Source organism: Ruegeria intermedia (assembly GCF_900129345.1).
Classification (GTDB): Bacteria; Pseudomonadota; Alphaproteobacteria; order Rhodobacterales; family Rhodobacteraceae; genus Ruegeria; species Ruegeria intermedia.
On sequence record NZ_FQVK01000001.1, the window covers coordinates 24,933 to 38,109 of the forward strand.

Genomic DNA, 13,177 nt, shown 5'->3' on the forward strand with positions numbered 1-13,177 from the left:
GCTCAGCCCCGCATCGCGGCGGCAGCCTGCGCATAGCCGCCCGAGGCGCCATCGACGAAATGCACGTGATCGTCGCGGGTAGCGGCGGGCACGACGCAGGTCATCATCGCCTCGTGCTGGGAATGGATGCCGTACCGGACCTTGCCGCGCCCACGCGCGTCCTCGAGCAGCCGGGTGATCCGCTGCAAAGTCTCGTCGTCGCAATCCAGCGTCATCTTCAGCCCGTCATCGAATTTGCGGAAATCGGCGTTGCGGCTGACCATGGTCTTGTAGTGGCCCGGCTCGAAGCCGCCCAGACGCTTGCCGGTTTTGAACAACAGCCAGATCAGCAGGTTCTGCATCAGCAGCGCGGCCTTGCGCACGGCCAGGTTGCGCCCCGCGCGCGAGACATGGGCATCGAGCGCCAGCCCCGGCGGCGGCCATTTCATTGGCGGTCCTCCGGCCGGTACGGGATGACCCGCGCGCTCCAACTCCTCGGCGGCGGACAGGACCGATTGCGCCAGATCGGCAAAATCGCGTTCGGTCGCGCGGGCGGTCGGCTGGATGACCAGCGACACGATCTGCCCATGCCGCGCCGGGCTGTTGGACCAGCGGCAGGACAGACCCGTCAGGTCGGGCTGCGCCTCGGGTCCGGCGGGCGGAACCTCGTACCGGCCAGCCTTCATCTGCGCCTCGGCCCAGGCCAGCCCGCCGCCGGTGAACATGGCGTAATCCACCCCCGTGGACGGCGCATGGCGTGCCACCCGGAGGTCATGCCCTGCCGCGCGCAGGTCGGACACGGGCACCAGGGCCGCGCGCAGGGCGATGTCGAACTCGGCCGCGGCCCAGCTGCGCAGCGCCGCCAGCGTGGTGCGCGCCTTGGGTTCGTGTTCGGGCGCGACGGCGAATCCGGCCCCGTCGCCGCCGAAGACATAGGGGAAGTTCTGACCGCCCAGCGCATTGATCATGCCCGAGATCACCGCCGCGCCCACCGTGTTCACGGTCTTGTAGCGGCCACGGGCGATTTCGCCGGTCGAGTCCACGATATCGGCCACGCCGACGATCCAGCCGTCCGGCACCGGCGTGAATCGCGCCGGGTCCGACAGGGCAAGAAAATCGCGCGTGACGGGAACCCGGTCATAGAATCCCGGATCGGAGTCCTTCATCGTCCCTCCCATTTCCTTGCGATCATTTTAGCGCAGTCCGCGTGCCTGTCCCGATATTGCAACATATCACACGCGCTTGTGCATGGCGTCGGGACGTGCCAAGCATCCTGGCAGGGCGAACGGCGGGGAGACCGACATGCAAGCAGGTTTGGTGATCTTGTGTCTGGCCTATGTCCTCAGCCAGTTCTTCCGTGCGTTCCTTGCGGTTCTGACCGCCGATCTGGCCCGCGACATCGGTGCCACGCCCGAGGATCTGGCCTGGGCCTCGGGCCTGTGGTTTCTGGTCTTTGCGGCGATGCAGATCCCGGTGGGCTGGGCGCTGGACCGGGTTGGCCCCCGGCAGACGGCGGCGGTTCTGCTGCTGATCGGCGGCGCGGGTGGGGCCGCAGTGTTCGCGCTGGCCGCGACGCCCCGGCATGTGGCGGTGGCGATGGCGTTGATCGGGGTCGGGTGTTCGCCGGTTCTGATGGCCTCGTATTTCATCTTTGCCCGCGAATACCCGCCCGCGAAGTTCGCGACCCTGGCCGCTGTGATGCTGGGTGTGGGGTCGGTCGGCAACCTCGTGGCCTCGTACCCCACGGCGCTGGCGGTCGAGCTGATGGGCTGGCGCACGACGCTGGCGGGGCTGGCCGCGATCTCGGGCGCCGTGGCCGTGGGCATCTGGGTGACGGTCAAAGACCCCGCGCGGGTGGTGTCCGAGCAGAAAGGGTCGGTTCTGGACCTGCTGCGTGAGCCTGCATTGTGGGCGGTTTTGCCTTTGATGCTGGTCGCCTATGCACCCTCGGCCGCGCTGCGGGGGTTGTGGGCCGGCCCCTATCTGCTGGACGTGTTCGGGCTGAGCGCCACCCAGATCGGGCAGGCCACGCTGGTCATGGGCGCCGCGATGATCGCGGGCACCTTTGCCTACGGGCCGCTGGACCGGCTGCTGAACACCCGAAAATGGGTGATCTTCGGCGGCAACGCGGTGGCGGTGCTGGCGCTGGGGCTGCTGGGGCTGTGGGTCGCCGAGGCCGTCTGGCTGTCGGTTCTACTGATGGCGCTGATCGGGTTTCTGGGGGCATCCTTCCCGGTGATCATGGCGCATGGGCGCGCCTTCATCCCGGCGCATCTGGTGGGGCGCGGCGTGACCCTGCTGAACCTGTTTGGGATCGGCGGCGTGGGGCTGGCGCAACTCGCCACCGGCCGCATCCATGCGGCGACGGTGGACATGGGGCCAACCGCACCCTACACAGCGATATTCGCCTTCTTTGCCGTCACGCTGACGATCGGCTGCGTGATCTACCTGTTCAGCCGTGACAGCATGGACTGAGACCCCGCCGGAGCGCATCTCGTGAACGACCCCGTTGTTATCGCCCCCAACCTGAAACGCCGCCTGTCCGGCGTGACCGCCACGATCGCGCGGCTGGTGCCGTTGCAGGCGCAGTGGATCGACATTGCCGCCACCGGCCCGGGCCTGCCCGCGGACATCCCGCACATCCCGCTGGGCCGCCTGCCCTTTCTGTCACGCAAGACGCTGCGGGTCTGGCACGCCCGCCGCAACACCGAGATGCTGCTGGGCCTGATCCTGCGCGACCTGTTGCGGCTGAGGCTGAAACTGCTGTTCACCAGCGCCTCGCAGCGGGCGCATACAGGCTATACCAAGTGGCTGATCGGCAAGATGGACGCGGTGGTGGCCACCTCGCGCAAGACGGCCGGGTACCTCGAGCGCGACGCGCAGGTGATCATGCACGGCATCAACCTGCAGGATTTCGCGCCACCCGCCGACAAGGCGGGGCTGCGGACGCAAATGGGCCTGCCCGACGGGCTGCTGCTGGGCTGCTATGGCCGCATCCGCCACCAGAAAGGCACCGACGCCTTCGTCGATGCGATGATCGACCTGTGCGGGCAGGTCCCCGACGTACATGGCATCGTCATGGGCCGCGCGACCGAGAAACACAGCGCTTTCCTGACCGAACTGAAGGACAAGGTGGCCCAAGCCGGCCTGTCCGACCGCATCCTGTTCAAGCCCGAGGTCACCGTGGACAAGATTGCCCAATGGTACCAGGTGCTGGATCTGTTCATCGCCCCCCAACGCTGGGAGGGGTTCGGACTGACCCCCCTCGAAGCGATGGCCTGCGGTGTGCCGGTGGTGGCCACCGATGTGGGCGCATTCTCCGAGATCGTGACCGACCCGACGCTGGGTCGGGTGGTGCCTCCGGGCGACATTCCGGCGCTGGCCGCGGCCGCGGCCGAGATGCTGGCGGACCGTGATTCCCTGGCCCGCGCAGGCCGGGCCGCCCGCGCCCATGTGGAACGGAATTTCGACATCAACGGCGAGGCGCAGGCCCTTGTTGCGCTCTATCAGCAGCTGCTGAAGGCCTGAGTCGCCGCAAAACTGCGTCAAACGATCAATTCCGCCGCGAAGGCCCTTTTTTCTTTTCGGTTTCGCGGCTATGAACGCGCGTCCTTAATTCAGGAGACTAGACATGGGCTATCGCGTCGTTGTCGTCGGCGCCACGGGGAACGTGGGCCGCGAAATGCTGAACATCCTGGCCGAGCGCCAGTTCCCGGTTGACGAAATCGCCGCTCTGGCGAGCCGCCGTTCGCTGGGCACCGAGGTCAGCTTTGGCGACAAGACACTCAAGACCCAGGATCTGGACACCTTCGATTTCACCGGCTGGGACATGGCGCTGTTCGCCGTGGGCTCGGCCGCGACCAAGGATTACGCCCCCAAGGCGGCCGCGGCGGGCTGCGTGGTGATCGACAACTCGTCGCTCTATCGCTACGATCCCGAGATCCCGCTGATCGTGCCCGAGGTGAACCCGCAGGCGATCCACGACTACAAGAACAAGAACATCATCGCCAACCCCAACTGCTCGACCGCGCAGATGGTGGTGGCGCTCAAGCCGCTGCATGACCGCGCCAGGATCAAGCGCGTCGTGGTCTCGACCTACCAATCGGTCTCGGGCGCCGGCAAGGAAGGCATGGACGAGCTGTGGGAGCAGACCAAGGCCGTCTACAACCCGATCAACGATGTGCCGCCGAAGAAATTCACCAAGCAGATCGCCTTCAACGTCATTCCGCATATCGACGTCTTCATGGAGGACGGCTCGACCAAGGAAGAATGGAAGATGGTCGCCGAAACCAAGAAGATCGTCGATCCGTCGATCAAGCTGACCGCGACCTGCGTGCGCGTGCCGGTTTTCGTGGGCCATTCCGAGGCGATCAACATCGAGTTCGAGGAATTCCTGGACGAGGACGAGGCCCGCGACATCCTGCGCGAGGCCCCCGGCCTGATGGTGATCGACAAGCGCGAGGACGGTGGATATGTCACGCCGGTCGAATGCGCGGGCGATTTCGCCACCTTCATCAGCCGCATCCGTCAGGATTCGACCGTGGAAAACGGCCTGAACCTGTGGTGCGTGTCGGACAACCTGCGCAAGGGCGCGGCCCTGAACGCGGTTCAGATCGCCGAGCTGCTGGGCCGCGAGGTTCTGAAAAAGGGCTGACATCCGGCCCTGATGAAAGCAAGCAACAAATATCCCCCGCTGTCACCGCCGGCAGCGGGGTTTTCCTTGTGTGGCCCGTCAGAGTGAATCGGTCCGTCGTTCAGGCCAGCAAGTCGAACACCTCGCCGCCGATCCGAAGTTCGATCGACTCCTGAACTGCACCGTCGATCAACGCCCACAGGATGTTTCCACTGGGAATATAGGTCACGAAGAACTCGTCAGCGGCGGCATCACCTGCGTTGGGCGTGTTGGCGCGCTGGAGCAGGAAATCATCCACCGTCGCCGAGGCCGGTCCACCGAAGAACAGGCGGTCGCCTTCGGCCGAGTCGAAATCCTGAATCCAGTCCGCACCATGCCCGACGACACCCAGATGATAGAACAGGTCGGCGCCTGCTCCGCCATTGACCCGATCAAAGCCGAAACCGCCATTGATGAAATCATCACCGTCGCCGCCAAAGATCAGGTCTGACCACGCACCGCCCGAAACCACATCATTGCCGGTGCCGCCGATCAACTCATCGACACCGAAACCTCCGGTCAGCTGGTCGTCGCCGGCATCGCCTCGCAGACTGTCGTTGCCATAGCCGCCATCGACCGTGTCGTTTCCGGCCCCGGCATAGACGATGTCGCGCAGATCCGTGCCGGTTTCTCCCGCCTGAATGTTGTCATCGCCCGCGCCGCCGATCAAAGTGTCAAGGCCGTCGCCCCCCAGCAGGGTGTCGTGCCCATCGTCACCGCGCAAGACATCGCTGCCCGCCTCGCCGCGCAGCAAATCGTCTCCCAGACCACCGGTCAGATCGTCTCCGCCTGCTCCACCGAGCAACGTGTCGTCTCCGGCAGCGCCGAACAGCGTGTCATTGCCCAGCCCCCCCAGCAGATCGTTGTTCTCGGTGTTGCCCGTGATCCGGTCGCTGCCGGAACCGCCCGTCGCGTGCTCGATCACCGTTCCGGGAACGATGGAGAGATTCAGCGTCAAGCCGCCGACATCCGAGAATGCGCCTTCCACCAGGTTGATCCTCTGGCCGGTCGAACTTCCGCTCAGGTCGAGCCGGTCGATACCGCCCGAATCCTGCACCGCGAAAAAGAACGGGAAGTACTCGTGCGTGACCTGAACATCGCCGGCCTGCCCGGCCAGCATGTAGACCGTGTCATCGGAATTGATCTGGGGATTCAGCCCGTAAAGCTGGTTCACGGCCAGGATGTCGGCTGCGTTCGGTTTGAAGAAATAGGCGTTCGTACCAGTCGCGTACGGGTGGTCTCCGGGATAGAAATACGACATCACCGAATACTGTGTGCTGTCGTTGATGAATACGTTGTCGTCACCATACGTGACGGTGAAATTGTAGTTCCCGGCATGGCCGAGGCCCAGCGCATGGCCGATTTCATGCAGATAGACTTCGAAGGCATAGCCCCAAGGTTCGTTCGGATATGCCGCCGAAATGCTGGAATGAACATTGACCAATGCTTGGTCAATCCTGTTGTTGGTCACCCAATGATAGGTGACACCGCCGGTTTCGCTGTCATCAAAGACGATCTGTGCGGCATTCGCGGTTTCGACGAATTCCAAACCCGACACTTGGGCCCAGGAATCCAGCGCGGCGCGGGCGAAATAGGAGCCCTTGGCGTCCAGACCAGACAGAGAATACGTGATCCGGTTCGAACCGTTCAGATCGAATGTCATCCGCGACAGACCGATGCTTTCCCAGTACCCGTCGGTCAGTTGCTCGGCGAAATGTTCGATTTCCCCGTACAACTGGCCGAACCGCGCCAGATAGGCAAGGTCGTCGGTGTCCCAGACCATTCCATCGTTGAACCGCACTTCCTCGACCTCGTAACCGAAGCCCAGAAAGTGGTTCTTGATCCGAATACCGTCGCCGCTGGAATAGGTCAGAACAAGATCGTTCCCGTCGCGCGCGCCGTATAGATCGGTTGGCAGAATTCCAGCGCCGAAGAGAATCTGGTCGTGCTCATTCGACGTGTACCCGGCGTTCACGACATCCTGCCCCCAGCCAGGGTCAAAGATGAACTGGTCATCCCCGGCGCCGCCAACCCGAAGGTCGTCGCCTGCCCCACCGGACAGAACGTCATCGCCTTCGTGGGCATAGACCGAGTCGTTGCCCGCTCCCGCCCGGAGCGTGTCGTTTCCGGCATAGCCATAGATCTTGTCATCCCCGCCCAGGCCCGACAGCGAATCGTCACCTGCGACGCCGCGCAACGTATCCGCGGACTGGGTGGGGTTGTTGGTCAGCAGCACCAGATCGTCCTCATCCCAGCGCGTGCCGTCGGCAAATCGAATTTCTTCGACAAAGCGTGAACTTGACAGGAAATGGTTCCGGATCGTCACGCTGTCGCCGCTGGAATAGGTCAGAATCAGGTCGTTTCCGCTCCACTGGCCGGAAAACTCGGCGGCCAGAATTCCGGCACCGAACGTAATGAAATCCTGTCCATGAAAGGCCGAGCCCGACTCGACCACATCGTCTCCCCAGCCCTGGTCAAAGACGTATTCGTCATCCCCACGCCCCCCGGCCAGAAAATCATCGCCTGCCCCTCCGGTCAGAACGTCATTGCCTTCGTGGGCATAAATCGTGTAATTTCCCGCCCCCGCCCGGAGCGTATCGTTCCCATCAAACCCAAAAAGCGAATCTGCGCCGGTACCGCCGTCCAGACTGTCGTCGCCCTCTGCCCCCCGCAGCGTGTCATCTCCACCCAAGCCAACCAAAGTGCTGCCACCGGCAAGGGCATCCAATTCATCTCCGCCCTCAGTTCCTGAAACAAGCAATTCTGTTCCTCTGAAAAAATTCGTTGTTCTTCAACGACAACTCTACTCAATCAATGCGCGAAGACAATGCGGGATACATTCGTCACAAGGTATCTTTCCTGAACGATGGCTGGGGCTCGGCACTCGCGGCCGGCCCCGAAAAACCACAATCTCCGCCGCATACGGGTTCGTTCGACGCGGCGCCCAACATTGATGCGGCACGGACCCAACGGACGATCGCCGACAAATGGGATTGGCCGGCGGTCGAACAAGTTTCGTTCCGTCGCTCAGACCAAGGCGAACTTCTTCTCCTTGGGGTCGTAGAATTCCAGCGCGCCCTCGCCGATATCTGTCCAAAGCCCGTGGATCGACAGCTCGCCGGCTTTCACGGCGCTTTCGACGAAGGGGAAGGTCATCAGGTTCTCGAGCGAGGCAACGACCGCCTGACGCTCGAACTGGCGGGCCTGTTCGGTACTGTCGTCGATTTCGGCGACCAACTCGAACCGGGGCTTGAGGATGTCCATCCAGCGGCCGACAAAGCTTTCCTTGGCCTCCAGCTGCGGCGCGTTGCCCTTGCACATGTCGATGCAGCCCTGCACGCCACCGCATTGCGAATGGCCCAGTACGATCAGATGCGCCACCTTCAGCGCGGTCACCGCGTATTCGATCGCCGCACTGGTGCCGTGGCGCTCGCCGTCGGGCTCGTAGGGTGGAACCAGGTTGGCGATGTTGCGGTGGATGAAGAACTCACCCTGGTCGGCGCCGAAGATCGAGGTGACATGCACCCGGCTGTCACAGCACGAAATCACCATGGCGCGCGGGCGTTGCCCCTCGGTTGCCAAGCGTCGGTACCAGGCCTGGTTCTCGGAATAGGTGGTGGCCTTCCAGCCGTGATACCGCTGAACCAGATAGCTCGGCAGAGGTTTGGCAAATTGCATTGGGCTGTCCCTGATTGTCTTTCTGGCGGCCGCTGTAACCCAGATTCAAGAAAAATTCGAGCGATTTTGCCGGTTGGCCTCAAGGAATTGCAAAGGTTCACTGTGGCAGGGTCGTCGGTGCCGTGGGGGCACGAAGATTGGGGTGAATGTGGTGGACAAGATTGTCACGCTTGAACAGAAGGAATCCGTCCGTCTGGACCCGGACTGCCTGAGCGGGCTGTACCGGCAGTTGGGCGACCAGAACGCCATGGACGTACTGTGCCGCACGGTCGAGGAACTGGCCGTGCGCCTGTCGAACTGCGAACGGCACTGGCGTCAGCGCAACTGGACCGATCTGCGCAAATGCGCCAGGTCTCTGATCGCGATCGCCGAACAGGTCGGCATGACCCTGCTGGCGCGGGTGGCTGCGGACGTGACCCGGGCCGTGGATGCGGGCGATGCGGCGGCCGCCGGCGCCACGCTCTGTCGGCTGATCCGGGTGGGCGAACGGTCGCTGACCGCCGTGTGGGACCAGCAGGATCTTTCGATCTGACGGGGGTTGCGGGCGCCAAGCGGGCGGCTAGTCTGTGCACGACCCAGATCAGACCGAGGCCCCTATGACTCTGACATTCGCTTCCCCCGACCAACCGGCCATCGCGCTGCATGTCATCGACCAGGACGCACGCGATGGATGGCTCGAAGCGCAGCCGCCGCAGGTTCAGGCCTGGGTGGCGGCGAACGGGTTCACCGGGGCGTTGGGGCAGGTGCTGCTGATCCCGGGGGCTGATGGGGCGCCCGATCGCGCACTGGCGGGCTATGGTACCACCGACCGGCGCGCGCGGGTCCGGTTCCCGCTGGCCGCCGCGGCCGAGGCGCTGCCCGAGGGCACCTATGCCATCGCGTCGGGCCTGCCCGCCGACCGCGCCGAGATCGAGGCGCTGGGCTGGTTGCTGACCGGCTATGCCTTTGACCGGTATGCCACGCAATCGGCCGCCAAGGCCCGGCTGGTCGCACCGGACGGGGTGAACGCCGCGCGGGTCGAGATCATGGCCAATGCCGAGGCGCTGATCCGCGATCTGGTCAACACGCCCGCGGCCGACATGGGCCCCGATCAGCTGCAGGCCGCGGCCGAGGCGCTGGCCGGGGAGTTCGGCGCCCAGTTTGAAGTGACCCGAGGCGATGCGCTGTTGGAACGGAATTTCCCGATGATCCACGCCGTGGGCCGGGCCGCCGAACAGGCCCCGCGCCTGATCGAAATGACCTGGGGCACAAGCGGTCCGAAACTGACCCTGGTCGGCAAGGGCGTCTGTTTCGACACCGGCGGGCTGGACCTCAAGCCCGCCGCGGCGATGGGGTTGATGAAAAAGGACATGGGCGGCGCGGCGAACGTGCTAGGACTGGCGCGCATGATCATGGCACTGGATCTGCCGTTGCAGTTGCGGGTGCTGATCCCGGCGGTGGAAAACGCGGTGGCGGGCAACGCGTTCCGGCCCGGCGACATCCTGACCTCGCGCAAGGGCCTGACGGTCGAGATCAACAACACCGATGCCGAAGGGCGGCTGGTGCTGGCCGACGCGCTGGCGCTGGCGGATGAGGGCGCGCCGGATCTGGTGATCTCGATGGCGACGCTGACCGGCGCGGCGCGGGTGGCGGTGGGGGCGGATCTGGCCCCGTTCTACACCGATGACGATGCCGCCGCGCAGGCCTTGTCGCAGGCCGCCTTTCAGGCGGCTGACCCGGTCTGGCGGATGCCGTTCCACACGCCCTATGAGACGTTGATCGAGCCGGGCATCGCCGATCTCGACAACGCGCCGGCGGGCGGGTTCGCCGGGTCGATCACCGCGGCGCTGTTCCTGCGGCGGTTCGTGGAAAACAGCCGGTACATGCATTTCGACATCTACTCCTGGCAAAAGGCCAAAGAGCCCGGCCGCAGCAAGGGCGGGTTGGGACAAGGGCCGCGCGCCCTGCTGACCGCCCTGCCCGGGATGCTGGACCTGTGACCCGCGCGCGCGTCATCCGCCCCGTCGTGGACCTGCTGCGCAAACCCAAGGGCCCGCGCGACCGGCAGCTGCTGTATGGCGACGGCCTTGACGTCACCGAACAGTCCGGCGGCTGGTGCCGGGTGGTTTCCGACAAGGATGGGTATCAAGGCTGGCTGCGTGCCGACCAGCTGGGCCCCGACGCGCCGGCCACGCATTGGATATGGGCCCCGGCGACCCATGCCTATGCGCAGCCCGACATCAAAAGCCCCGACCGCGTCAGCCTGAGCTTTGGCAGCCGGATCGTGGTGCTGTCGCAGCAGGACCGCTTTGTCGAGACCGAGCTTGGGTTCATCCCAGCCGCGCATGTCAAACCGGTCGGAACCCTGTTGAACGACCCGGTCGCCGTGGCCGAGCTGTTTCTGGGCACGCCCTATCTGTGGGGTGGCAACAGCCGGTGGGGGCTGGATTGTTCGGGGCTGGTTCAGGCCGGGCTGCTGGCCTGCGGCGTGGCCTGCCCCGGCGACAGCGGCGACCAGGAGTGGGAGCTTGGCACCGCACTGCCCCAAGGCACCCCGGCGCAGCGTGGCGATCTGTTGTTCTGGAAAGGCCATGTGGCCTGGGTGTCCGGCGACAACATGCTGCTGCATGCCAATGCCCATCACATGGCCGTGGTATTCGAGCCGATGGATCAAGCCATTGCCCGGATCGAAGCCCAAGGCGACGGGCCGGTCACGGCGCACAAGCGGCTCTAATCCGGGTCGACCGAGCGGATCAACTTGCGCTCCAGCACCCGCAGGACGGTGCGCAGGTCGTGCCCGCGTTTCAGGATGCGCCCGTCCATGCCCACCACCGAGAACATGCCCTGTTTCTGCCGCAGACGCGGGTGTTTCTCGATGCGATAGATCGGGTGTTCGGCCGTGCGCCGGAAGATCGAAAAGATCGCCACGTCGCGCAGGTTGGATATCCCATAGTCACGCCATTCTCCGGCGGCGACCATCCGTCCATAGACGGAAAGAATCAATGACATCTCTTGCCGGTTGAAGGCCACCGGCATCTGGGCCGGACCTGCAGGGTTCCGGCTGGGAGGCTGCATGTTCATGTCTTCAGCCTTGCCGGAAACGGGGATCAGATCAAGCCCGTCACGACAGGGTGTGGTATTTTTGAACCGACCCTCAGGGCCTGCGACCGACCTGGCGGCAGATCAGGATCACCGGCAGCAGCCCCACGGCCAGGATCACCAGCGACGGAACGGCAGCGCCCTCAAGCCGTTCGTCCGAGGCCAGCCGATAGGCCTGCACCGCCAGCGTGTCAAAATTGAACGGCCGCATGATCAGCGTGGCCGGCAGTTCCTTCATCACGTCCACGAACACGATCAGCAGCGCCGTCAGCAGCGAGGGCGTGAGAATCGGCAGATGCACCCGCCGCAACGTGCCCAGCGGCGTCTGCCCCAAAGACCGGGCAGCGGCGTCCATGTTGGCATGAACGGTGCTCTGCCCGCTTTCATAAGCGCTGAGCGCGGCCGCCAGAAAGCGCACCATGTAGGCCGCCACCAACAGCCAGATCGAGCCGGTGACCAGCAACCCGGTCGACACGCCGAAGGTCTGCCGCATCCAGGCATCCAGCGCGTTGTCGAACCCGGCAAAGGGCACGATCAGCCCCACCGCGATCACGCCGCCCGGCACGGCATAGCCCAGCCGCGCCAGATAGGCTGCGGTGGCCGAGCCGCGCCCGGGCCGCAGCCGTTGATAGAACCCCACGCAGACCGCCGCACAGACGGTGATCACCGCCGCCGTTCCCGCCAGCGTCAGAGAATTGCGAATGAACCCCAGATACCGGGCCGACAGCAGGTTCTGCTCGGACTCCAGCCCCATCTGCACCAGAACGACCACCGGCAGCAGAAACCCAAAAAGAACCGGGATGGCACACAGACCCCACGCCGCCACGGCCTGCCAGCCGGACAATTGCGCCGCTGGCAAGGCCGAATGGCGTTTGCCGGGCTGGTAGTATTTGGCCTTGCCGCGCTGGGTGCGCTCGGTCACGGCCATGACCAGCGCAAAGGCCAGAAGGCACAGCGCCAGCTGCGCCGCCGCCGCGCGGTCGGCCATGGAAAACCAGCTGGTGTAGATGCCGGTGGCAAAGGTCTGAACCCCGAAATAGGCGACCGTACCGAAATCGGCGATGGTCTCCATCACCGCCAGCAGCACGCCGCCGGCAATCGCGGGCCGCGCCATCGGCAGCGAGACCCGCCAGAAGGCAGACCACGGGCTGCTGCCCAGCGCCCGCGCCGCCAGAAAGGCGGTGGCGCTTTGCTGCAGAAAGGCCGCGCGCGCCAGCAGATAGACATAGGGGTACAGCACCAGGATCAGCATCACCGCCGCGCCCTCGGTCGAGCGGATCTCGGGGAACCAATAGTCGCGCGGGCCCCAGCCGGTCACCTGACGCAGCGTGGTCTGAACGATGCCGGGATGATCGAGGATGAAGGTATAGGCATAGGCCAGCACATAGGCCGGAAAGGCCAGTGGCAGCACCAGCGCCACTTCGAACAGGCGCACGCCGGGAAAGCGGGTCATGGTGACCAGCCACGCGGCCCCGACCCCGATGGCGAAGGTACCGGCCGAAACCAGAACCACCAGAATGGCCGTGGTCGCCGCATAGCCGGGCAGGACCGTGTCCAGCAGATGCCGGATCGTGTCGGTGCCGCCGGTGACGGCCGCCAGCACCACGGCGACCATCGGCAACAGACAGGCCGCGGCCACCAGATAGGCCAGGATCCCGACGAACCGGGTGCCCAAGGCCCCACGGTTGCGCGATCCATGTTCTGAATATTCGATCTGGGCCATGGCCTCGGGTCGGCAAAGGTTGCGGGTCCCCTTTAATCGACCAAAAA

At 64.8% G+C, this 13,177-nt stretch carries 11 protein-coding genes; 6 read left to right on the plus strand and 5 right to left on the minus strand.

All coding sequences use genetic code 11. From position 1 onward, the window contains the following. Positions 1-2: 2 nt before the first annotated feature. On the minus strand, positions 3-1,145 hold the full coding sequence (locus tag F3H26_RS00095) for a DUF3095 domain-containing protein (RefSeq protein WP_149774033.1): 1,143 nt from the start codon (positions 1,143-1,145) through the stop codon (positions 3-5). A 136-nt stretch (positions 1,146-1,281) separates the two neighbouring features. Between F3H26_RS00095 and F3H26_RS00100 the strand changes: the two genes are divergently transcribed. From F3H26_RS00100 to F3H26_RS00110, 3 genes are all read left to right on the plus strand, one after another. Next, complete coding sequence (locus F3H26_RS00100) at positions 1,282-2,454, plus strand: MFS transporter (protein ID WP_149774034.1); 1,173 nt, start codon at positions 1,282-1,284, stop codon at positions 2,452-2,454. A gap of 21 nt (positions 2,455-2,475) precedes the next feature. Beyond that, a complete protein-coding gene (locus F3H26_RS00105; protein ID WP_149774035.1) occupies positions 2,476-3,507 on the plus strand; it encodes a glycosyltransferase family 4 protein in 1,032 nt (343 codons plus the stop codon). A 103-nt stretch (positions 3,508-3,610) separates the two neighbouring features. Continuing rightward, on the plus strand, positions 3,611-4,633 hold the full coding sequence (locus tag F3H26_RS00110; RefSeq protein ID WP_149774036.1) for an aspartate-semialdehyde dehydrogenase: 1,023 nt from the start codon (positions 3,611-3,613) through the stop codon (positions 4,631-4,633). 100 nt (positions 4,634-4,733) lie between these two features. On the opposite strand, the gene F3H26_RS00115 is transcribed toward F3H26_RS00110, so the two are convergent. Both F3H26_RS00115 and F3H26_RS00120 read right to left on the minus strand, forming a co-directional pair. Next, positions 4,734-7,412 carry a calcium-binding protein gene (locus F3H26_RS00115; RefSeq protein ID WP_149774037.1) on the minus strand — a complete coding sequence of 893 codons (2,679 nt, stop codon included), beginning with the start codon at positions 7,410-7,412 and terminating at the stop codon, positions 4,734-4,736. A 266-nt stretch (positions 7,413-7,678) separates the two neighbouring features. Continuing rightward, positions 7,679-8,329, minus strand: a complete 651-nt coding sequence (locus tag F3H26_RS00120) for a carbonic anhydrase (protein ID WP_149774038.1) — start codon at positions 8,327-8,329, stop codon at positions 7,679-7,681. A 142-nt stretch (positions 8,330-8,471) separates the two neighbouring features. Between F3H26_RS00120 and F3H26_RS00125 the strand changes: the two genes are divergently transcribed. The 3 genes from F3H26_RS00125 (at position 8,472) to F3H26_RS00135 (ending at position 11,042) form a co-directional block, all read left to right on the plus strand. Then, positions 8,472-8,861: a hypothetical protein gene (locus F3H26_RS00125; RefSeq protein WP_149774039.1), complete on the plus strand. Its 390-nt coding sequence runs from the start codon at positions 8,472-8,474 to the stop codon at positions 8,859-8,861. 64 nt (positions 8,862-8,925) lie between these two features. Next, positions 8,926-10,308, plus strand: a complete 1,383-nt coding sequence (locus tag F3H26_RS00130) for a leucyl aminopeptidase family protein (protein ID WP_149774040.1) — start codon at positions 8,926-8,928, stop codon at positions 10,306-10,308. Next, positions 10,305-11,042 (plus strand): C40 family peptidase, encoded by a 738-nt coding sequence (locus F3H26_RS00135; RefSeq protein ID WP_149774041.1) that lies wholly within the window; start codon positions 10,305-10,307, stop codon positions 11,040-11,042. The genes F3H26_RS00130 and F3H26_RS00135 overlap by 4 nt, the downstream gene beginning before the upstream one ends. On the opposite strand, the gene F3H26_RS00140 is transcribed toward F3H26_RS00135, so the two are convergent. Both F3H26_RS00140 and F3H26_RS00145 read right to left on the minus strand, forming a co-directional pair. Then, positions 11,039-11,389: a DUF2794 domain-containing protein gene (locus F3H26_RS00140; RefSeq protein ID WP_005979948.1), complete on the minus strand. Its 351-nt coding sequence runs from the start codon at positions 11,387-11,389 to the stop codon at positions 11,039-11,041. The genes F3H26_RS00135 and F3H26_RS00140 overlap by 4 nt on opposite strands. Before the next feature lie 73 nt (positions 11,390-11,462). Next, positions 11,463-13,130 carry an ABC transporter permease gene (locus F3H26_RS00145; RefSeq protein WP_149774042.1) on the minus strand — a complete coding sequence of 556 codons (1,668 nt, stop codon included), beginning with the start codon at positions 13,128-13,130 and terminating at the stop codon, positions 11,463-11,465. Positions 13,131-13,177: the final 47 nt, after the last annotated feature.